Origin of the sequence: Psychrobacter urativorans, assembly GCF_904846695.1 — a bacterium.
In the GTDB taxonomy this organism is placed as follows: Bacteria; Pseudomonadota; Gammaproteobacteria; order Pseudomonadales; family Moraxellaceae; genus Psychrobacter; species Psychrobacter urativorans.
On the sequence record NZ_CAJHBR010000001.1, the window covers coordinates 162,648 to 185,424 of the forward strand.

Sequence of the window (22,777 nt, forward strand, 5' to 3'; positions counted from 1 at the left end):
TCCTTTGTGTTGTTTTAATTTTAATCGCTGTTAACCGATGGCGAGTGATATCTAGTATAGACAATAGCTGTCAAAAAGTAAGAGTATTTCGGTATGCTCTATAGCGGTTCAGTGCAAGCTAGTCGCCTTATTATTTTATTAATATAATAATCACTCGTCAGTCGCTTGTGCTCGTAGCTGCTAATAATGGCATTATGTTACGATACATCAACTATTGACTGTCAAAGGTATTTGATAGCAGTACCCTATTGATTGATAAGGATAATGACATGAGCGCCAGCACCCATACTGCCAGCCAAGTAACACAGAGCAGCAAACCAACCGACCGTATCGTAACTGCTAATGCCGCTAATGATTCAGAGCACTATCCTCATATATTTGAGCCATTAGATCTAGGCTTTACTACTCTTAAAAACCGCATCGTTATGGGTTCTATGCATACTGGCCTCGAAGATAGATTTTACAACTACCGCAAGCTAGCGGCTTACTTTGCTGAACGTGCCAAAGGTGGCGTGGCGATGATGATCACTGGCGGTATCTCGCCCAACCGTGAAGGCTGGCTGCTACCTGCTGGCGGTACGATGAATAGCAAGATGGATGTCATCAACCATCGACGAGTGACGAGCGCTGTACATAAATATGATAGCAAAATTATCATGCAAATCTTGCACAGTGGGCGCTACGGATATCATCCCTTTGTTGTGTCATCAAGCGCAATCAAATCGCCTATTTCACCGTTTAAACCCCGTAAGATGAGCATCAAAAATATCGAGCAGACTATTGAGGACTATGCCCGCTCAGCACGTCTTGCTAAGCAAGCAGGCTATGACGGTGTAGAGATCATGGGCTCAGAAGGCTATCTGCTTAATCAGTTCCTATCGAGCCACGTTAATAAACGCAGCGATCAATACGGTGGTGATATTTATGGCCGTATGAAGCTAGCTGTCGATATAGTTAAAGCGGTTCGCAAGGCGGCTGGCGATGACTTTATTATCTTATTTCGCTTGTCAGTCATCGACTTAGTCAAAGATGGCAACGTTATGGATGAAGTGATCATCGTTGCCAAAGCGCTAGAAAAAGCGGGCGTAACTATCATGAACACTGGTATCGGCTGGCATGAAGCACGTGTCCCTACTATTGTCACTAGCGTACCACGTGCCGCCTTTGTTGATTTTAGCGCTGAGATAAAAAAACATATCAGTATTCCTATGATGGCGGCCAACCGTATCAATATGCCGGATACTGCTGAAGATATCATCGCTAGCGCTAAAGCAGATTTGATTCAAATGGCGCGTCCTTTCTTAGCTGATCCGAACTGGGTCAATAAAGCGCAAGCGGGTCAAGCCGATCGTATTAACACTTGCATTGCTTGCAACCAAGCTTGTCTAGATCATACCTTTGAAAATAAGCGCTCAACCTGCTTAGTTAATCCACAAGCCTGCTATGAGACTGAGCTGGTCTATATCAAAACCAAGAAGCCTAAGAAGGTGGCGGTCATCGGTGGCGGAGTCGCTGGTATGTCAGCAGCACACGTAGCGGCGCTCCGAGGTCATGAGGTGACTTTATTTGAGGCAAAAGATATTTTAGGGGGCCAGTTTAACTACGCCAAGGTCATCCCAGGTAAAGAAGAATTCTTTGAGACTATCCGCTACTATATTAATGAGCTTGAGCATTTAGGCGTTGATATTAAGCTCAATACTAAAGTCGATAAAGCCATGTTAGAGGCGGCTAAATTTCATCACGTTATTGTCGCAACCGGTGTTGTGCCAAGAAGTTTGGCTGGCAAACTCGAAGGGGCAGATCTGCCACAAGTGATGACTTATGCTGAACTACTCTCTGGTGAGAAGTCAGTGGGTAATACCGTTGCGGTCATCGGTGCTGGCGGTGTTGGCTTCGATGTTAGTGAGTATCTAACCGCTCGTCATGGTCAGCCATTAGATAAGTTAGCGCCTGAAACTCTAAAAGATCCAAGCTATCGTCCAGAGCCACAATCGATTAGTGAGTGGCGTGAGGAATGGGGCGTGACTGAGGATATGGGTTATAAAAGCGATGGTGGCTTAGTGCAGCCTGAAAGTATCACTCCTATACGCCAAGTGTATATGATTCAACGCAGCAAGGGTCGCTTAGGTAGTGGCCTAAATAAAACCTCTGGCTGGGTACATCGTGCTCATGTTAAGTCACATGGGGTCATTCAAGTCTCTGGTGCGCAGTACGAAAAAATCACTGATGAAGGTATTTGGATCACTAATAATCAAGGCCAAAGCCAGCTCTTACGAGTTGATAGCGTAGTGGTATGCGCCGGTCAAGAGTCAGTAGTGGAGCTAATGCCAAATGTCGGTGATGCACCAGACGCGCAATACCACTTGATTGGCGGGGCAAAATTAGCAGCTGAGCTGGATGCCAAACGCGCCATTCGTGATGGGGCTGAGGTTGCAGTTGGGATTTAAGATTTGATATTTTAAGTTAAATAAAAAAGCGGCTAGATTTATTATCTTGCCGCTTTTTTTTGATTGAAATTTAGTAGTTTAAATTTTTATAAGGTGGGTTATCCCAAGCGTAATCCGCCAAGTCTAAGAATTCGATGGTGAGTTACATTTAGTCTTAACTCTCTATGAGAGTTTGAAGAAACTAATTCGTTTTAAATAGACTAGATTTATAATAGTTTTTGTAGGCTGTGGCTTTAGCTCAGCAACTAGGTAACAGTACTTTTTTGAGTAAAAATTTATTGCAAGTGATGAAAAGCAGTTTAGCTAACTGGCGATAAACTACGTGGTGTTGCACGATACTAACAAAAGCGCTGGGCTAAAAGCGCCAGCCTACGGTAAAGCTAGTCTTTATATAGCTAACAAAGTACTAAGCTTAACACTTATATAAATAGCAAAAGTTTTTAGCTTTGTAAAGTTCAATTGCCCTGCTTATTTTGTATAAAACGGTGCGTGGAAAGCACCCTACAAACTTATCGAACAAAGCCATTATTGCCTATATTCAACTTCTAATTTTTGCGTAATATTGACATTAATACACCCAGTTATCTAATTATTTAATCAATCATTTACAGACAAAACAAAACAAAACAAAATCTAAATATGTAAGAGTAATGCAATTAAAAGTAGTAACCCTGCAAAGCTTGTAACTTCTAGAGAACATTCAGACAATTGCTATTTTATCTTTGATACCATCGTAGACTGATTTTTTGCAATATCTAATATAAAAGTCAAAAATTATAACTATTCTACGAGAATATTTAAATTTATAATCATAACTATAAAGGTAAGTACGATGAAATTATTAGCAGATAAAGTTGCGCTAGTCACTGGTGGCTCACAAGGTTTGGGCGAAGCACACGTGCGCAAATTACATGAGGATGGCGCAAAAGTCATTATCACTGACGTCTTAGTTGATAACGGTGAGAAGCTAGCCAAAGAGCTGGGTGATAATGCCACTTTCGTTAAGCTCGATGTGACTGATCCTGACGCTTGGGATGCTGCTATCGAGCATGGCGAAAATACTTTTGGGCCAATAGATATCTTAGTAAATAATGCGGGTATCGATATCATGAAGCCCTTTATCGAGTTTACAGGGGCAGATTTACAAAAGCTGTTAGATGTTAACCTGTTCGGTAACTTCTATGGCATGCAAAAAATCTTGCCATCTATGAAGAAGGCAGGCGGTGGCTCTATCGTCAATATCTCATCGCTAGAAGGCTTGCGTGGTACGGCCGGTAACTCTATCTATAATGCTTCTAAATTTGCCGCTACTGGCCTAACTAAAGCGGTTGCGCAAGAGTATGCTGAATATAACATTCGTGTGAACTCAGTGCATCCAGGCGCCATCCAAACCCCAGGTGTCGAAGCCGATGATATCAAAGATACTGTGCAAAACTATATCCAAAATATCCCGATGAAACGTATCGGTAAGCCTGAAGAAGTGGCCAAGATGGTAGCGTTTTTGGCATCTGATAATTCAAGCTATTCAACGGGTGCAGAATTTATCGTTGACGGCGGTATTATGGCGACCTAATAGGTTTAATTTTTTATAGTTAAACGGCCTTAGATTTTATAATAATTAGGGCATGTCCTAATACATAATGGAAAATTTTTAATATGATTTTAAAAGCGCTCTTCTTTATTGTTGTCGTTACCGGGAGCGCTATTCTCATCGCCCGATTGACCTTTTCCATTCCAGAAATAGAAGGGCGCATAGATACAACCGTGTTGCCAAAAGCGACCAGTGGGCCCTTAGCCGAATCGCTGATTGATCTTGAAGCAGCCCATAAAGGGCTAACTGGGATTGCACCACTACAAAGTGGGGCTGATGCTTTTGCTGCACGGATACTGTTAGCCGATGCGGCTGTCTCAAGCATTGACGCTCAATACTATATTTGGCATGCTGATCTGACGGGGACTTTGCTACTTGATGCTTTGGTTCGCGCCGCCGATAGAGGGGTACGCGTTAGGCTGTTGCTAGATGACAATGGTACAACGGGAATCGATCCTGAGCTAGCAGCGCTTGCTGCCCATCCAAATATCGAAGTACGGCTGTATAATCCCTTTAATCTGCGCACGGCGAAGATATTATCTTATGGGTTTGATTTTTTCCGATTAAACCGAAGAATGCATAACAAATCCTTCACAGTAGATGGGCGCGCGACCATAGTGGGTGGTCGAAACGTCGGTGATGAGTATTTTGGTACTGGTTTAACGCCACTTTTTGTTGATTTTGATGTTATGGCGGTAGGTAATATTGTTCCGCAGATTGCTGCTGATTTTGACCGCTATTGGGCGGCGCTATCTGTTTATCCAGCAGACTTAATTGTTGGAAAACCTAAAGTAAATGACCCGATTGGCACTCGATTGGCTGGATTAAAGAACGATCCACAGATGAGCCAGTACAAGGCCATTTTGGAAAGCTCAGACATCGTGGCGTCCCTTGCAGCAGGGGAGCTTGATTTAGAGTGGACCACGGCTGTGTTAGTGAGTGATGATCCAATAAAAGGCCAAGGCGCCGTGCCTCGTGAAGATTTATTGGCAAGCCGGCTAAAGGATGCGGTAGGTGACATCAAGACCCGCCTCGATGGAGTTTCGGCTTATTTTGTTCCTGGAGCTGGGGGCGTAGAAGCTTTTGCTACGCTTGAGGCGCGCGGTATCGATGTACGCATGCTGACCAACTCTATGCAAGCCACAGATGTACTGCCCGTCCATGCTGGTTATGCCAAGCGCCGCAAAGCCATGCTTGAAAGTGGCGTTGAGCTTTTTGAGCTACGTAGCAAAGCGGCACCTAATGCTAGCTCTAACCGTTTAGGGCCGTTCGGATCGACAGGAGCTAGTCTCCATTCAAAGACCTTTGCGATTGATGGAGAGCGAATTTTTGTGGGATCGTTTAACTTTGACCCTCGCTCTACTAGATTAAATACTGAAATGGGTTTGCTTATCAATAGTGAGCAGATGGCGCAAAAAGTACACAAAGCATTCGATGAACAAATAAATGGACTGGCTTGGCGCGTTGAACAACGCGATGGGAAGTTGGTTTGGATCGATTCTAATACGGGGTCAGTGAGTACTTCGGAGCCTGGATCAAATCTGCTAAACAGTATCATTTTGACAGTCGTCGGCTGGCTACCAGTGGAATGGCTTTTATAATCTAAAAACAGGGCTATATGTAGCCCCCAGCTGCAGAGGACTCACTAACGTCCCTGTTTTCTTATATTGTTTTCTTATGTTGTCTTCTTACATAGCGGTATATGAAAGGCTTCTTATAGCCTACCATGTGCCGATATTCTCCATGGAAATCCAAGGCTCGATGGGTGCCAAGCGCTCGCCACTTTGCAGCAGCTCGATTGAGATATTATTAGGGTCTTTAACAAAGGCCATATAGCCATCTCTAGGTGGTCGCAATATATCGACACCCGCTGCCCTAAATATTTCACATTGCTCATATACGTTATCGACTCTAAAGGCAAAGTGACCAAAGTTATTGCCGTTGCTATATTGTTCTTCATCCCAGTTGTGGGTGACCTCAATCTCTGGCGCTCCTTCATGAGTCGCTAAAAAATATAAGCTAAACCTTCCTGATTCAGAATCCTTTTTTCTTAGCAGTTTAAGTCCCATTAGCTCGCAATAAAAAGCTAAAGTCTCCTCTAGTTTATTGGTGCGAATCATTGCGTGTAAATATTGCATAAATTGCCTTATGATTGATTTATTTAAAGTTCTAACCTGTAATCGCACCGACCAACCAAGCAGAAAAGTCAGTAACTTGCGATGCCATTTCTGGTTGTGCCTCACTTAATGCAGCCAACTTAGCGCCAATAGTATCTTTATTATATTTAACCCCAGTTAGCGACTCTTTTAACGCCTCAATCAACTCCACATTTAAAGCGTCTGAAAAGATAACCGCCTCCGCAATCACCGCCTGTTTTACGTCCAAATGCAAATCAATTAGACCCCAGTCAAAGCGTGTCTCTAAATGATGGCTAAACTCTGGGGTTTTGCCAAAACGCCATTCCCAGTCGGCCATCTGCTGATAGTACTTATTTAAATGCGGCTCTTGTGCGAGAATAGCCTCGTCCAACTCTTCAACCGGTATAGCTTCTACCTCCTGACCATAATGCTCACAGAAAGCTTCGATCATGGCTTGAGAGAGGGTCTCGTGGTTGATAGCGTCATTAAATTCGACCAAATTTGCCACTCGTGAGCGTACTGACTTGATGCCTTTGGCTTGCAGTTTGAGCGGGTGTGGGTTGAGATAGTCGCCGAGCTTTTGCATATCGGCATTAACCAGTAAGGTGCCATGGTGAAAGCTGCGATCGACGCTGTGTTTAAACGCGCTACCGGATATCTTTCTATCGCCCACTTGCATGTCATTGCGGCCTGAGAGAGTAGCGTCGACGCCTAATTTTTTAAGCGCATTAATGATAATAGTAAAGTTGGCGTCTTGGTCATAATCGGCTTTGGGCGATAAAAAGGTAAAATTGGTATTGCCCAAGTCATGGAATACTGCGCCGCCACCACTTTGACGCCGCGCTAAAAAGACGTCGTCCTCTGCCATCTTATCGGTTTTGCATTCTACCCAAGGGTTTTGCGAACGGCCGATAACGACGGTTTCACTATTGCGCCATAAGAATAGGGTGTGCGAGTCGGGGTTGAGCGTATTAAATATCCAATCCTCGGTCGCTAAGTTAAACCATGGGTTAGTGACTTCTGATTTTAATATTCTTAGTTTCATTATCTATCCTTTTTCTCGAATGATTTTCTATATTGAATGTTATAAGTAGATACTGTCATTGTTGCTGATTCGAGGTTGGAATTCAATGGTGGTGTGGTAGAGAGCAGGGTTTTGGGCGTTTGAATATTGTGATGTAGGGGGGAGTTTTGGTTAGATTTTGAGAATAGGGTTTATAGGTTTTTGAGGAATAATTAGTTGCTGTAGCTAATCCTTGAGAAGCGTTGAAAAATTACACTGTAATTTTAGCTTCGCAAGTAAAAAATCTTTAAATAGAGTTTTTTGAGACATCTATACCTAGCTTGTCGATGGCGATGCGGACTATGACTGGTGGTGGTCGCTCGAATGTTGGAACGCCACCAGACAAACTAGTCCGCACGCCACCATCTGCGTTAGGATATCGCTACTATCAGGACTAGCGGTGAGATCTAATACTTCCTATATATCTGTCGTAATTATAATTAAATGAATTTGCAGTAAATCATGATTTTAATTTATAGGTTAGTGCTTTAGCTTATAAAGTTAAAAATAAGAAAAGCTAGGAAAAAGATCCAGTCTAAGGTTTCTTTGCATTAAGATTAGAGAACTACTTATCTAAACTCAATGATCCCTTATTGAAGGATTATACAAGTGTTAAGTAATAATAGTCGAAATAATATAGACTAAATACAATTAGACTTTAAATAAAAATTATTAACTCATATGAATTATTATTTGATACTAAAAGGAGTTAAAAATGGCTAAGAACCTTACGGAATCTTCCCATGACCGTCAAAATATTCTTAATAATCGTTATGCCTTAAAGCAGGCAGAAAAGCGTATGGAACCAGGTGGTACTTTCTATGATGGAGAACTTGTATTTACAAAGCAACAAGTGATGACATTATTCGAAATAGGAGATGCAACTATTGAACGTTATCTTGCATCACATGATGACGAATTAAAAAGTAATGGTTATCAAGTTTTAAGAGGAAATAAACTTAGAAAATTCAAGGATTTAGCTTTTGGTACCCTCATCAATGAGGGTACCAAAACGAGCGTATTAGGTATCTTTTCATTTCGAGCTGTTTTGAATCTTGGTATGCTATTGACAGAAAGTGAACCTGCTAGAATGCTTCGATCTCATTTATTAGATATTGTGTTAGATGTTATGGCAGAAAAAGTTGGAGGACATACAAAATATATTAATCAGCGTGATGAAAACTTTCTATTAGCCTCATTTCAAGAAGATAACTATCGTCAGTTATTTACAGACGCTTTAGATAATTATATAGAGGGTAATAAGTGGAAATATGGAATTTTCACTAATTTAATTTACCAAAGCGTATTTAAGGAAAATGCTACAGAATATAAAAAAATATTAAAACTAGCTAAAAAGGATAAAATTCGTGAAACGATGTATTCTGAAGTGCTGACATTAATTGCTAGTTTTGAGTCTGGAATAGCTCATGAGTTTAAGCTCGCTAGCAATAAAAAAGGAGCTAAGCTTACCCAAAAAGAAGCAAAGGAGCTAATAAGTGGTTTTGAAAACCATCCATTGTTTAGACCTCTAATTACAGACGCTCGTACTAAAATGGCAAGTCGCGATTTGTGTTTTAGAGATGCTCTACATGAAAAGCTAGAAGCATACATTCAAGCTGTTCCAGAAGCAGATTTCGAAAAGTTCTTAGGAGAGAAAAGCCGTTCACTTGAAGAACAGCTAAGCGATCCTGAAACTTTAGCTGTTTTTAAACGTTTGAAGGATAGATGATATGAACGAGGAATATCAATCTAGATTTCTTTACTTCGATGTTTCCCATGCTATTCAAACACATGACTGGATTATAGAAAATTCAGGTGGATTGGCAGGTACAAAAGTCATCGGACAGTTAGAAAGCCCTTTAGAACATATTAAAAATGATTCGTACTATCCGGAACTTGAAGACAAGCTTACTCATTTAGTATTTTCAATCAATAAAAATCATGCCTTTCATGATGGGAATAAACGTTCATCATTAGCGTTAGGTGCATATTTTTTGGAACTAAACGACTTTGATTATATTGTTCATAGTTTTATAGTAGAGATGGAAAATATAGCTGTATGGGTCGCTGATAATGTAATAGATAAAAACTTACTTCATCAGCTTATCACTTCTATATTGTATGATGACGACTATTCGGAATCTCTCAAATTAGAGCTTTATAGAGCTGTCCAGCTTTCAGAAAACAATAAAGGTGATTAATTTGAAGTATGAGCAAAAAGCAGGATCAGCTCCAAATCTAAAACAAAAATAACTTCTCTCAAGAGCGTTCTTTATTCAGCCAATCTCTATAAACCCCAAAACCCTACCCAAAATCCGTCTTCAAAATAGCAGCCATATTACGCTCAGCTAGACCCGTGATAAACACATACGGATTGACGCCAGCACTGCCGAGGATTAATGCGCCATCTTGCACATAGATATTCTTGTGCCCTTTGACACGGCCAAATTCATCGGTCGCCAAACCTAATACGCAGCCGCCGAGTGGATGATAGCAAAAGTTATCACCAAAGCCTTTAGTGAATAATAAGCTTGAGGTAGAGCCACCATTGGCTTTGGCAAGTTTATCTAATAGCTCTTTAGCAGCGTTTACCGAATACTCATTTTGCTCACGTTTCCAGTTTAGTTTGACGGTTTTGGTAGCTTTGTCATAGTAATAATTACCACGTTCCGGATTGTCAGTAATGGCTAAATAGAGCGTCGTCCAAGTCTCAAGCCCTAGCGGTAGTGGCGCAAGCTCGGCAAATATTTTGTATTTCGAGCCACCTCTATCACCGTCCCACATATTGATGCCTTTGACTGGGATAGTAGATTGGATCGTGCCAGCTGCATGAACGAAATTGCGTCCAGTCATGATGTTGCCGTTGGGTCCCCAATGCTGCCCGATATGTTGGTTTAGATGATTAAGATGACCCTCAGCCTGACTCTTTAGTAGCAGCTCTGAAGTGCCGGTACTGCCTGCATTAAGAAATAGCTTATTGCAGGTGTAATGCTCAACTTCATCAATGCCGCCAAATTTATTGATGACATAAACTTCTAATCTGAGCTGGTTATTATCGAGCGCTTGGATAGTATTAACTTTGCGCAGAGTTTTGACCGTGACATTGCCGGTAGCTTCAGCGTCTTTTAGATAAGTTAAATCCAGTGAGAACTTGCCAGCGTTATTACCATAAATTACTTCACCGCCCAGTGCTGACTTATAGACCTCATCTTTGGCCTCGCGCTGCATATAGTCAAAGTCGTAGCTATTACCAAAAAATTCAGTTTTAAGGCCCGCTTTTTCGGCTTGGCGTTCAGCGGCACGAGTAAATTCATAATGCTTGGATTGATTAAAAAAAGCTTCGGGGATTTGACTGACTTTAAGTTCCTTCATAGCTCGGGGAAAGTAGATGTCATACATCTCGTCCGCATTAATCCATGGAAAAATAGCTTCAAAATGCGTGCGTCTTGGCTCAATAGCAATAGCGCCATTGACGATGGAGCCGCCGCCATAAGCACGCCCAGCGAATACTTTCATCTCATCGTATTCGATTAAGTCTAAGACCCCAGGGTATTTTTTGATAGGTATCGGAATGGTGATCGGCGCATTGGGCCAATTGCTAAACCAGCTTGAGCGTTTATCAGCGTTAATCATTTTGCAAAAAGTATCGTGCTCAGGGTTCCTATCCCAGCGCATGCCCATCTCTAATATCAGTACTTCATGCCCCTGTTCGCTCAATCTGAGTGCTGATACTGCGCCGCCATAGCCACTGCCAACGATAATATTACTAAAGTGTCCGGCTTGGATAGCTTTGGTTGGTAGTTTTGACTGCTTGGCTGAGAGCGTTTGACAGCCGCTCATTGCAGCAGAAGTACTAACAGCAGCTATGCCTAAGCCCATTGATTTAATAAGTTGTCGTCGTTGCATACGCTTCCTGTTTTTATCATATTTTGACAACCAACAGTCTAGCGAACATAACTGTCTTTATTATTGCACTGACAGCGCTTACTTAACACTTACTAGTCATTCAGTAGATTTTCATCCTTAAACCTCATCACCAATGCTTGGCAACAACGCCTCAATCTGATGCTGACCAAATGCCTTTGCACCGCGCGAAACAGTAGCAATACCTACGCCTAGCTGAGCACTGATCTCTCTTTGGGTCACGCCTTGATCTAATAATGCGAAAATCCTTATACGATTCACAAGCTCTTGCTGTTCATTTTCGGTCATCAACGCCGCTAATATTTCCGCCAGTTGGGCCTTATCGTTGGTTGCCACGAGCAAATCTAATAGATAGTTGTAGGCTTTACTAGATCGATAATCTTCTTTTGTCATGCTAAATACTTCCTGAATATGAACAGTTAAAAAACGGCTAATAAAAATAAATGCTATCAAGGCATTTTAAGCTACTGCTGACGCTTGACCTAATATAAAACTTACTTTAAAATACGTATCAGTGTACTAGAACATGATAACATTTATTTATAGTAGTAGATAATTTTAAGTTTAAAAACGCTTTAAAAGTGCTTAAAAAATAGCTTTAGACATAGCTTTTAAAATCCATTCGACAAACTAGTTTACTTATATAACCTCCAAAAGCATTAAGGTTCTAATATGACAATTAATAATAAAGTAGAGACCACAAACGGCTATGGCTTACATCAGTTTGTGCTCCCTAGTGATGAGGGTTTATATGGCGAATTCGGTGGCAAAATTGGTCATCCTGAATTAGCCAAAGCCATGGATGAGATAGAAACAGGCTTTCGTGAAATCATCAAAGAGCAAGACTTTATCGATGAGATGAAGCGCTTACGTGAGACTTACGTGGGTAGACCGAGTCCGCTATATCATGCAAAACGCTTAACTGAGCATTGCGGCGGCGCGCAAATTTATTTTAAGCGTGAAGATCTCAATCATACTGGCGCTCACAAAATAAACCATTGCTTAGGTGAAGTCCTACTGGCAAAAAAGCTAGGCAAGACTAAAGTCATTGCTGAAACAGGGGCAGGGCAACACGGTGTGGCGTTAGCAACGGCTGCAGCACTGATGGGCTTGGAGTGTGAAATACACATGGGGGAGGTAGATATTGAGAAGGAACACCCTAATGTGAGTCGAATGAAAATCTTAGGGGCTAATATCATCCCAGTATCTCGTGGCGCTGGCACCTTAAAAGAAGCTGTCGATAGTGCCTTTGAGGCTTATCTTGGCGAGCTAGATACTAGTATGTTTGCCATTGGCTCGGCGCTTGGGCCTGCGCCTTATCCTGAGATAGTCAGCTACTTTCAATCTGTAGTTGGCCATGAAGCACGAGCGCAATTCTTAACCACCACCGGCAAGCTGCCTAATAAAGTGGTGGCCTGCGTTGGTGGCGGCTCTAATGCTATTGGGATATTCAGTGGGTTTTTTGATGATGAGAGCGTGCAGAAGATAGGTGTTGAACCAGCAGGCGAAGGCTTAGAGACAGGTAAGCATGCGGCTACTATGACCTTAGGAGTCAAAGGCGAGATTCATGGTTTTAAGTGTTATGTGCTGCTCGATGACCAAGGTGAACCTGCAGCAGTGCATTCAATTGCTTCGGGCCTAGATTACCCAGGAGTTGGGCCGCAACATTCGCACTTGCGAGACAATAAACTGGCCACTTATGAGTCAGCTACTGACGATGAGTGTTTAGAGGCGTTTATGGCGTTGTCACGATTAGAAGGTATTATTCCTGCTCTAGAGACGGCGCACGCTATAGCTTATGCGATGAAGATTGCCAAAGATATGCCTGCTGATGAGACTATCTTAGTCAATTTATCAGGACGGGGCGATAAAGATATTGATTTTATTTTGGATAAAGTAAAATTGTAATTTAGCCTTAGGGCTAGGGAGTGGCTTACTAAATAGGTAATCCACTCCAAGCTTGTTATTCAACATTATAATCTACACAAATTATGCCATTTGAGCATTCCCTATTACCATCCTCTTCCCAAGGTAGGGATAAAGGTATAGGTAAGGCCATTTTTAGCTGATGGCGTACTTTGGACCATTCCTGTATCTCATCACCATCCTCGTCAAATTCAGGTACTGGATAGGTTTGCTGGCGTTGTGAGTCAGACATCGCCATAAACTTAAATAGGCTACGAGCATCTCGCGCCAAAATACTATTAGCACGTTTGGCTAATTTTTGCATTGCTTGCTCATATTCTGGGCTTATAAACTCATGTACAGCATCATCTGTCCACTGCGTGTTGTCTGAGCCAAAAAACAGCGCATGACGATAGAAGTCGAATAAAATATTGCCATCTGCAATAAAAGAGCTTTTTGGGTAACGTTGGATATAATTTTGCCAAAACTCAGCACGAGCAATCACTTCATCAAACGAGATATCAATCGCCGCATCATTCCAAAAAATCTGTTGGTTGTCTTTTGCCATCTGTTGAATAAAGACTTGTTGATCCTTAGCTAAATAGGGAGTGAAGATATCAGCCATGGCCTTTAAGTCATGATGAAACACAAATATCCCTTCGCCTATATACAGTATGCTAACGTCAGCCTTAGTTTCTACCAATTTCACAAGATACTGTATACGTGGAGCTAAGACTTCTAGCTGCTCTGCCGTTACTTTTTTGCCTGCCTCCATAGTTTCTACTATGGCGTAGAAGTCCTCATCATCCATATAATTGTCAGGGCCCAAAAAACGCTCATATAGCGCTTGATAGTTCTTTAGCAAAGCCAACACTTCGGCATTATTCGCGGTGGATAAGCAAGCTTCTAGTTGCTGCTGAATAGCATAGATCGCTTCGATCTTACTAGTGCTGCCTATTTTTTGCATAGCTTTATTGAGTGCTATACAAGTTTGCGCATCGATAGCTGTGCTTGCAACAGTCGTTGGTTGTGCAACTTCTATAGGGGTTGCTTTTTGTTTTTGTTTGATAGTATTAGTGGCAGTTGAGTCTGATTTTCCAGTGGGGTCAGAGGAGGGCTGGCAAGCACTGAGGGTTAACAGCAGGCTAGTAGCGAGTGTTAATGCTAAAGCAGTCTTTTGCATAATATATCCCCTTGATAGATAACCCGCTACCAGCTTTTAGATAACTAAAGGTAAACGACGCCCAGGCTGTTAACTATTTAGCACAATATATATTACCTTGCCTGCTGTTATTGTTGCCATTAGCTAAACTGTTTGGGTCTATCAGATAGTCAACGACTTGATTATCAACACAGCTACTTAAATCAGATAAGGCTAAAGTATGGCCGTCACTGTTACGAGTTAATAATACTGAATTTAAATACTTTTGCATAGCTAAAGCGTTGATGTAAGGTGTCGCAGGGTCATCAGTTTGAGCTATTAACAACAGGGGTGGTGCAGAAGGCGATAGCTTAGGAACATGCGGTATATCACTACCAGCAATAGGCCAATAGTAGCAAGTGTCTACTATTTCTTTATCAGTAAATTTGCGAAAATCATCCCAAGTTAATAGCGCATCAACACGTTTTATGTCATCGATATAAGCGGCTTTTTTGGTTGAAGTCGGCGCACCGTCAGCACATAAGATAGCAGCAAAAGTCGCAAAATCAGTATTGTCTTTTTGATCGGCGATAAGCTGTTTATAAAGTTCGAAATCCTCATTCTCAAGCTGATGGAATAAAGAGTTTAGCATCGGCCATTGTTCAGGCCACATCAAAGAGTCATAGATTATGCCAGACAAGCTCACTGGTAAAATACGCTGACCATCCAAATCATATAGCTGATGGCTCTCGATATAGTAATAAAGCTTAGCCAGCTTAGCTTCAGCAGCTGCCACAGTATCAGTATCCGCAAAATAACAATCAGACTTTTGACGACAGGCAGTGAGAAAGCGCTCAAAGGTTTTTTGTACAGCTACCGACTGATTTACCGCCATTTGTAGTTCAGTCTCATTTAGGTTGACCACACCGTCGAGCACACCCGCGCGTAGGTATTGAGGAAACTTCTCTGCATATAGGGCAGCAATTTTAGTACCGTAAGAATAACCAATTAGGCTAACCTTCGACACTCCTAGCGCTTGTCGTATGGCCTCGATATCATTAACGGCATAATCTGCCCCTAGCTGTGTCAATAGATCATGGGGAGTGTGCTCCCAACAGCCTTGTGCAAAGCTCTCTGCATCTTCTGGAGTAAGCACCCGATCTACAGTGCTACATTTGACCGTAGGAGTACTAGGGTGCACGCCGCGTGGTGCATAACCAATGATATCGAAGTGCCTAGATAGTTTTTGGTAAGCAGCTGAATTGATAGGCGAGACATCCAGTCCAGATTGGCCTGGACCCCCAGAGATACTTATCAAGGTGCCGAGCTTTTGCTGTTCGCTACCGCTAGCGGGTAAGCGTGATATAGCGAGCTTGATAACGGTAGGTGTTCCGGCATTGATTAGCGGTACTTCAATGGTGGCGCACTGTAAGGTATCTACTTCTGCGTAGCTTGGAAACCAGTTGGCAAAACTGGGCTGGACACAAGGCTGCCAATTAATAGAGCTCTTATTAACATCGTTATCAGGATTCACAGTGCTGTTGCTGGTAGTAACCTTTTGCTCAGTTAACGGAGCATAAGTTGGCGGGAAGCTGGCACAAACAACCGTAGTTAAAGCTAGCAAGGTGCCACGAAATATTTTGGGTAACATGAGTCGGATATACCTATAGGGAAAAGGTGCTGTGCCAGCTTGATTAGTGATGTATTGACATCAATCATATAGCAGCATGAGTCGCCACTTCTGCGACTTAGCTTGAGCGTGTATATGACTGATGTTTTAAGCTTTTATAGTAGTGCTAGCATTACTAACGGCTGCTGTTCATAACAAATACTGATAACAAATATTGATAGCAACTATTTATGCAAACTAGCTAGGCAAAATATTTATACAAACTAGCTAGTTGAGCTATCAACACAAACTATGCCAGTAAAGCAGTTCTTATAGTCACTTTTATGGTCGCTTTGCCAAGGTGACACTATTTGTAAGGCTGATGCTAGCTGATACTTTGCTTTTTGTCGTTTATCTAGTTTATCGCCGTTATCATTTTTACTAGGTGCTGGATACTTTTTCTGACGCTGGCTGGCCGATAAAGCCATAAAATCAATCAAGCCTTGGGCGTCTTGAGCCAGTTGACTGTTTGCAGATTGCGCCAATTGGTTAATGGCTTGCTGCTGTGCTGGATCACGGAATTCTCGTAACTCATCATCTGTCCACTGAGTATTTTCTGAACCGAAAAACAGCAGATAGCGATAGATAGCAAATAAGCTTTTGGCGTCTTCAATAGCATAGCCATTGGGATAACGCTGAATATAATCTTGCCAAAATATAGCGCGTTCAAGTACTTGATCAAAAGGGATGGCAATCGTCGCATCATGCCAAAAGACACTTTGGTTGTCTGTTGCTAGGCGCTGAATAAAGGCACTTTGATCCTTAGGTAAATAAGGAGTGAATAAGTCAGCCATGGCCTTTAGATCATGATGAAAGGTATAGTCCCCTTTGCCAAGATACAGCACGTTAACATCAGCATTACTCTCCACTAGGCTGATAAGATATCGGATGCGAGGGGTGACTTTTTTTAGGGCGGCTAAAGGAAATTTTTCACCGCGTTCAGCTAAGTTCATTAAAGTGTAAAAACTTTGTTCATTGACTGGCTGATTAATCGATAAAAAACGGCCGTACAGCGCTTGATACTCTGCTAGCCATTGCAGTATTTCGGAGTTACCAGTAGTCGGTAGACAAACCTCTAGTTGGCGCTGAATAGTATGAATATCTTCAAATTTACTTTTATTATCAATCTGTTGCATAGTATCGTTAAGCTTAGTACAAATAAGCTCATTAGTCAGTTTGGTCTCAGACAATGCCACGAACGCTTTAGTCAGTGCTTTTGGGGTTTTGACTTCTACCAGCGGTTCGGTTTTAGTCTCATCTATAGTTTGAGTAGCCGCTGACGGTTTCGGTTTATCCGAGTTATTTGCAACCTTTAACTTATCAGATGCAGGCTTAGCAGGTGGCGGCTGGCAAGCACTAGTAGCAAACAATAGGCTGGCCGCTATCATTAGTGCTAAAGGGGTCTTTGGCATTGATTACATCCTTGCTTAGATTAATACTCTAAGCTTATTACTTAATAGTAGTCTGAGTTGCGGTTTGAGCTAACGATCTAATTATCAAACAGGGCTGATTTTTTAAGCAGGATACAACAACGGGGCGCATTGCTCAATGTAATTGTAAAAGCTATGAGCTTAGTTTTATATTGCTGAGATATTTTTGTACTGCCCAGTAGCGTTTTTGTTTGTAAGAGTCAGTTGAATAATGACTCACCTGCCTAATAAAGGATCCCACTCATCTAACTATTCTATTGAATGATGAGTTTTATACTCCTAGATAGATAACAATTAATACCAAAGATAAATAGGATTTACCATGGCATACGATAACTTATTTGAACCAGTAAAAATGGGCAGCCAAACCCTTAAAAACCGTATTATTATGGCGCCATTGACTCGCCTGCGTTCTGTTGAACCAGGCGATGTTCCAACCGCATTAGCAGGTGAATATTATTCACAGCGTGCGGCAGGAGCAGGGCTAGTTATCGCTGAAGCAACGCAAGTCTCTTTTCAAGCTAAAGGCTATGCGGGCGCGCCAGGATTACATACCTTGGACCAGACCACCGCTTGGAAAGTCATCGTCGATGATGTACATTCTAAAGGCGGCAAAATCGTAATACAGCTTTGGCATACCGGTTTGGTTGCGCATAAGAGCGTACAGCCAGATGGCGAAGCCCCTATTTCTGCTTCGGCTGTCAAAGTTAGTGCCCGTACTTCTCTACGAGATAGTGACAATCAAGCGATTCGCGTTGACACCACTCCACCACGTCCAGCGACTGCCGAAGAGATTCAGCAAGTGATCGCTGACTTTGCTCATGCGACTAAGTGCGCGCAACAAGCAGGGTTCGATGGTGTTGAGGTTCATGGCGCTCATGGCTATCTGTTACATCAGTTTTGGGTCGAGCAAACCAACCAGCGTGATGACGAGTTCGGTGGTAGTCGTGAAAACCGTGCCCGTTTGACGTTAGCGGTTATCGATGCTTGTGTCGAGGCTTGGGATAGCGATCATATCGGTGTCCGTGTTTCTCCACAAGGCACTTTTAATAGTGTTGAAGCAGGCTATGATGAAGATGATAATATTTGGCTAATTGAGCAAATCAATAAGCGCAATCTAATGTATTTACATTTATCTGAACCTGATTGGGCAGGCGGCACACCTTATAACGATGGTTTCCGTCAGCGCATTCGTGATGCCTTTGACAATACTATTATTGCCGCTGGTGGTTATACTGCTGAAAAAGCGGTAAGAAATGTTAGCGCCGGCTATATTGATGCCGTCGCTTTTGGCCGTGATTATATTGCTAATCCTGATTTGGCTGAACGTATTCGCCAAGATGCCCCGCTCAATAAGCAGCATCCAGATAGCTTCTATGGTGGCGGTGCTCAAGGCTATACTGACTATCCGTTCTTAGATCAAGCTTAATCTGCCTTTATATTTTAGATAAAGCGTCAAACAAACTGCTTTATCTTTAATAGCTAAAAAGCCCCAATAACTTGATGTTGTTGGGGCTTTTCTAGTATTAGCGGTTAAAACTCTGACAATAAAAAGCAGCCTAGTTATTAATAACTAGGCTGCTTTTTACCGGTATCTGTAGTTAGTTATCCAGTTAGCGCTTAGGTTTGATAGTTAAGCGGCACAGCAAGTTCGCTTAAACGCTTAAACGCTTAAACGCTTAAACGCTTAAGCTACCTCGCCGCAGACAAAACCACTAGCCCAAGCCCACTGAAAGTTGTAACCGCCAAGCCAGCCGGTAACATCAAGCACTTCACCGATAAAATATAGTCCCTGTTGATAGTTACTTTGCATAGTCTTGGAGGAGACCTCATCGGTTTTGACCCCGCCACGAGTGACCTCGGCAGTACGATAGCCTTCGGTACCTGACGGCTTGAGTTGCCAGCCATTGATCGCTGTGCCTATCGCCTCTAAACGCTCGTCTTTGATATTAGCCAGCTCAGTATCTTTTATATCTTCCCATAGACTGCTCTGTAGGGCGGTCAGTAGCTTTTTCGGCAAAGCATTGTCAGTGTGATCAGCCAACACCGTACGAATTAACTGTTTTGGGTGTGACTTTTTATGAGCTATCAACAAGCTGCTAATGTCTATGTCTGGCAGTAGATTAATCGCAATAGGCTCACCGACTTGCCAATAATTTGACAGCTGCAAGATAGCAGGCCCAGAGAGGCCACGATGGGTAAATAACAATGGTAGCTTGAACGAAGTACGAGTGTTACTAGCTACTACTGGTAAGCTAATACCTGCCAGCGCGCGTAGTAGCTCACCGGTCTTATCAGTAAAGGTAAATGGCACTAAACTGGCATCGGTAGTGATCAGCTGATGACCGAATTGCTGCGCCAGCTCATAGCCTAAACCACTAGCGCCCATAGTAGGTATAGATAAGCCGCCAGTAGCCACTACTAGCGACTCACAGCTGTAGCTTGTCTGTACTGATGGCGCGTGCTCTGCTAGTTCTTTTTTACTGAGCTTTTTATTGGTTAATACCTCAAAGCGCACGTTAGCATTTTTTACCTTATTAGTGTTTGTTTGCAGGCTGCTATCTATAGCTTTGACTTGCTCAACTTGAGTATTCAGGCGTACTTGTACTCCCGCAGCATCACATTCATCAAGTAGCATAGTCAAGATATCCTGCGCTGAGTCGTCACAAAACAGCTGCCCATGTTCACGCTCATGATAAGCAATTTTATGCTGCTCAACTAAGCTAATGAACTCCCAACTAGGATAACGACTAAGGGCTGATTTACAAAAATGCTCGTTAGCACCAATGAAGTGCTCAGACTCTACAAAGTAATTGGTAAAATTACAGCGTCCACCGCCTGACATCAGGATTTTTTTACCTGCCTTGTTAGCATGATCCACTACTAGTACACGGCGACCGCGACGACCGGCGGTGAGTGCACAGTATAACCCTGAAGCGCCAGCACCAATAATAATGACATCGAAGTGATGCTGTGGGAGTGTATGGTTAGAGGTCATTGAACATCCAATTAAAAAACGATTATAGTAAAAAACTTAACCTCAGAATAAGCATAAGACCGTAGCGCCTTTGATTACTTGCTAATAGGTAAGTGTACAGATATGCAGGGATTGTTCTTCATTAACGGTTGATGGCTTGCATCGCTAGGGCTTATTTGTCAAACTAGAACTAAGGTATCCTACATTATGGAAGTGGATACCGCACCGCCTGTCGCTATTCTACTAACGCCATTACTATAGAGTTCATAATAGTGATGGATCGCTATCACTAGTACTAGTTTATAAATAGAGTTGGTGTTTTTTACGACTGACTAATTCGACTATTATAACAAATAGCAACTACTATTAAGACGCTATTCTCAGGCATCGTTATACCAGTAATAATAATTAAAAAGGAGTAGGATCATGGCCCAGAAATTATTTCCCATTAGTGCCGAATTTATGGCGGCTGCCAATACTAGTGCCGAGCAATACGCAAAGGATTATCAGCGCTCTATTGCCTCACATGAAGCTACCGATGCTTTTTGGGCTGAGCGTGCTGAAGCTATCGATTGGATCAAAAAACCGACTATTATTAGTAACGTAAACTACGATTTAGACGACTTTCGTATTAAATGGTTCGAAGATGGTGAGTTGAATATTTCAGTAAACTGTCTCGATCGACACCTAGAGACTAACCCTTATAAGCCCGCTATCATTTGGGAAGGTGACCACCCTTCGCTTAACAAGATTATCTCTTTTAAAGAGCTGCATAGTGAAGTCTGCCGCTTAGGTAATGCTATGCGTAAGCTGGGTATTCAAAAAGGCGATCGCGTCACTTTATATATGCCGATGATACCTGAAGCTATGATCGGCATGCTGGCTTGTGCTCGTATCGGTGCTGTACATTCGGTAGTATTCGGCGGCTTCTCCGCTGACAGTCTTGGCAACCGGATTATAGATAGTCAGTCCAAGCTAGTGATCACCGCAGATGAGGGCCTGCGTGGTAACAAGCGTAGCCCACTGAAAGTCAATGTCGATCATGCGTTAGATATGGAAGGCACGGAATGCGTCGAGAAGGTCATCGTGGTCTATCGTACTGGCAACTCAATTCCGATGAGCGGTCGTCGTGATGTCTGGTATCACACTCTAGTTGAGGCTGAGCAAGAGTACTGCGAACCTGAGGTGATGAATGCCGAAGATCCGCTGTTTTTATTGTACACTTCAGGCTCAACCGGCAAGCCTAAAGGGGTGGTGCATACTACTGGCGGCTATATCACTTATGCGCTGTCGACCTTTCGTGATGTGTTCGATATAAAAGAAGATGACATTTACTGGTGTACCGCCGATGTTGGCTGGGTCACTGGTCATACTTATGCCACTTATGCTCCGCTTGCCAATGGCACCACGACGCTGATGTTCGAGGGCGTACCAGATTATCCCACATGGGCAAGAGTTGGCAATATTATTGATAAACACAAAGTTAGTATTTTATATACAGCGCCAACAGCTATCCGCTCAATGATGAAAGAGGGCGATGCGTTTGTCACTGAATCTGATCGCTCAAGTCTGCGCTTGCTCGCCACTGTTGGTGAGCCCATCAATCCTGAAGCTTGGGACTGGTATTACAATGTGGTCGGTAATGGCAACTGCCCGGTGATTGATACTTGGTGGCAGACAGAAACGGGCGGCATATTATTAGCCCCTATTCCAGGTACAGTAGCGCTCAAGCCAGGTGCAGCAATGAATCCACTCTATGGCATCATACCTGATGTGGTAGATAGTGACGATACTATCCTCGAAGGCCCAGCTCATGGTAATTTAGTGATTAGTAGTAGCTGGCCAGGGCAGATGCGTGGTATTTATAACGATCATAAGCGTTTTTTAGAGACCTATTTTAGTGATTATCCGGGACATTATTTCACTGGTGATGGCGTGCAACGTGATGAAGATGAGCATTACTGGATCACTGGTCGAGTTGATGATGTACTGAATGTATCTGGCCATAGGCTAGGTACTGCTGAGGTTGAGAGCTCAATCGATGCCCATCCCTCGATTGTGGAAGCGGCGGTAGTTGGCATGCCTCATGATATTAGAGGGGTAGGCATTGCCGCTTTTGTTATTCTAAATATAGGTGAAAAGGCTGATAATAACTTGAAGCTTGAGCTTAATCGCCATGTGCGTAACGAGATTGGTCCTATCGCTAACTTAGATGCTATCTATATCGTTGAAGCTTTGCCAAAAACTCGCTCTGGCAAAATCATGCGTCGTATTTTGCGTAATCTAGCTGCAGGTCAGTATATTGGCTTAGGAGATCTGTCTACTTTAGCGGACAGCTCAGTGATCAATCAGTTAATTGAGGTAGTAAAAGCGGAGCACAAGGCTAATAATAGCTGAGCTGTTAGCGCTGGCAAGTAAGTCGGTGCTAATAGCTTAAGCTTGATGCTTAAGTATGATGCTTAAGCATCAAGCTTAATTAAATCAGCCGTTTT

Annotated in this window: 16 protein-coding genes; 8 read left to right on the plus strand and 8 right to left on the minus strand. The window is 42.6% G+C overall.

Features of this window, described 5'->3' with window-relative positions; genetic code table 11:
- Positions 1–269 precede the first annotated feature (269 nt).
- From JMY09_RS00695 to JMY09_RS00705, 3 genes are all read left to right on the plus strand, one after another.
- Positions 270–2,447 (plus strand): NADPH-dependent 2,4-dienoyl-CoA reductase, encoded by a 2,178-nt coding sequence (locus JMY09_RS00695; RefSeq protein ID WP_201621667.1) that lies wholly within the window; start codon positions 270–272, stop codon positions 2,445–2,447.
- A gap of 832 nt (positions 2,448–3,279) precedes the next feature.
- Positions 3,280–4,020 carry an SDR family NAD(P)-dependent oxidoreductase gene (locus JMY09_RS00700; protein ID WP_201621668.1) on the plus strand — a complete coding sequence of 247 codons (741 nt, stop codon included), beginning with the start codon at positions 3,280–3,282 and terminating at the stop codon, positions 4,018–4,020.
- Between the two features lie 83 nt (positions 4,021–4,103).
- A complete protein-coding gene (locus tag JMY09_RS00705; protein WP_201621669.1) occupies positions 4,104–5,639 on the plus strand; it encodes a phospholipase D family protein in 1,536 nt (511 codons plus the stop codon).
- Positions 5,640–5,759: 120 nt separating this feature from the next.
- Here JMY09_RS00705 and JMY09_RS00710 read toward each other — a convergent pair whose 3' ends face one another.
- Together JMY09_RS00710 and JMY09_RS00715 are read right to left on the minus strand one after the other, a co-directional pair.
- Positions 5,760–6,176, minus strand: coding sequence for a VOC family protein (locus JMY09_RS00710; RefSeq protein ID WP_201621670.1), 417 nt, complete (start codon positions 6,174–6,176; stop codon positions 5,760–5,762).
- Between the two features lie 31 nt (positions 6,177–6,207).
- Positions 6,208–7,221 carry a lipoate--protein ligase gene (locus tag JMY09_RS00715; protein ID WP_320157825.1) on the minus strand — a complete coding sequence of 338 codons (1,014 nt, stop codon included), beginning with the start codon at positions 7,219–7,221 and terminating at the stop codon, positions 6,208–6,210.
- 733 nt (positions 7,222–7,954) lie between these two features.
- Here JMY09_RS00715 and JMY09_RS00720 point away from each other — a divergent pair.
- Positions 7,955–8,968, plus strand: a complete 1,014-nt coding sequence (locus tag JMY09_RS00720) for a DNA-binding protein (protein WP_201621671.1) — start codon at positions 7,955–7,957, stop codon at positions 8,966–8,968.
- A 1-nt stretch (position 8,969) separates the two neighbouring features.
- Entirely contained in the window at positions 8,970–9,440 is a 471-nt protein-coding gene (locus JMY09_RS00725; protein WP_201621672.1) for a type II toxin-antitoxin system death-on-curing family toxin, read from the plus strand.
- Positions 9,441–9,543: 103 nt separating this feature from the next.
- Here the strand turns inward: JMY09_RS00725 and JMY09_RS00730 are convergent, their stop codons facing one another.
- Complete coding sequence (locus JMY09_RS00730; RefSeq protein ID WP_201621673.1) at positions 9,544–11,145, minus strand: GMC oxidoreductase; 1,602 nt, start codon at positions 11,143–11,145, stop codon at positions 9,544–9,546.
- 117 nt (positions 11,146–11,262) lie between these two features.
- Positions 11,263–11,556, minus strand: coding sequence for a Trp family transcriptional regulator (locus tag JMY09_RS00735; protein ID WP_201621674.1), 294 nt, complete (start codon positions 11,554–11,556; stop codon positions 11,263–11,265).
- A gap of 279 nt (positions 11,557–11,835) precedes the next feature.
- On the opposite strand from JMY09_RS00735, the gene trpB reads away from it, so the two are divergent.
- Complete coding sequence (trpB, locus tag JMY09_RS00740; RefSeq protein WP_201621675.1) at positions 11,836–13,071, plus strand: tryptophan synthase subunit beta; 1,236 nt, start codon at positions 11,836–11,838, stop codon at positions 13,069–13,071.
- A 55-nt stretch (positions 13,072–13,126) separates the two neighbouring features.
- Here the strand turns inward: trpB and JMY09_RS00745 are convergent, their stop codons facing one another.
- The 3 genes from JMY09_RS00745 to JMY09_RS00755 all read right to left on the minus strand — a co-directional run bounded on the left by JMY09_RS00745 (position 13,127) and on the right by JMY09_RS00755 (position 17,290).
- A complete protein-coding gene (locus JMY09_RS00745; RefSeq protein WP_201621676.1) occupies positions 13,127–14,251 on the minus strand; it encodes a hypothetical protein in 1,125 nt (374 codons plus the stop codon).
- A 73-nt stretch (positions 14,252–14,324) separates the two neighbouring features.
- Positions 14,325–15,860, minus strand: coding sequence for an alpha/beta hydrolase (locus JMY09_RS00750; protein ID WP_201621677.1), 1,536 nt, complete (start codon positions 15,858–15,860; stop codon positions 14,325–14,327).
- Between the two features lie 242 nt (positions 15,861–16,102).
- Positions 16,103–17,290 carry a hypothetical protein gene (locus JMY09_RS00755; protein WP_201621678.1) on the minus strand — a complete coding sequence of 396 codons (1,188 nt, stop codon included), beginning with the start codon at positions 17,288–17,290 and terminating at the stop codon, positions 16,103–16,105.
- A gap of 340 nt (positions 17,291–17,630) precedes the next feature.
- Between JMY09_RS00755 and nemA the strand changes: the two genes are divergently transcribed.
- Entirely contained in the window at positions 17,631–18,737 is a 1,107-nt protein-coding gene (gene nemA, locus JMY09_RS00760; protein ID WP_201621679.1) for an alkene reductase, read from the plus strand.
- Between the two features lie 258 nt (positions 18,738–18,995).
- Here nemA and JMY09_RS00765 read toward each other — a convergent pair whose 3' ends face one another.
- Entirely contained in the window at positions 18,996–20,306 is a 1,311-nt protein-coding gene (locus tag JMY09_RS00765) for a BaiN/RdsA family NAD(P)/FAD-dependent oxidoreductase (RefSeq protein WP_201621680.1), read from the minus strand.
- 405 nt (positions 20,307–20,711) lie between these two features.
- Here JMY09_RS00765 and acs point away from each other — a divergent pair, with 405 nt between their 5' ends.
- Positions 20,712–22,682 (plus strand): acetate--CoA ligase, encoded by a 1,971-nt coding sequence (gene acs, locus JMY09_RS00770; protein ID WP_201621681.1) that lies wholly within the window; start codon positions 20,712–20,714, stop codon positions 22,680–22,682.
- The last annotated feature ends 95 nt before the right edge of the window (positions 22,683–22,777 follow it).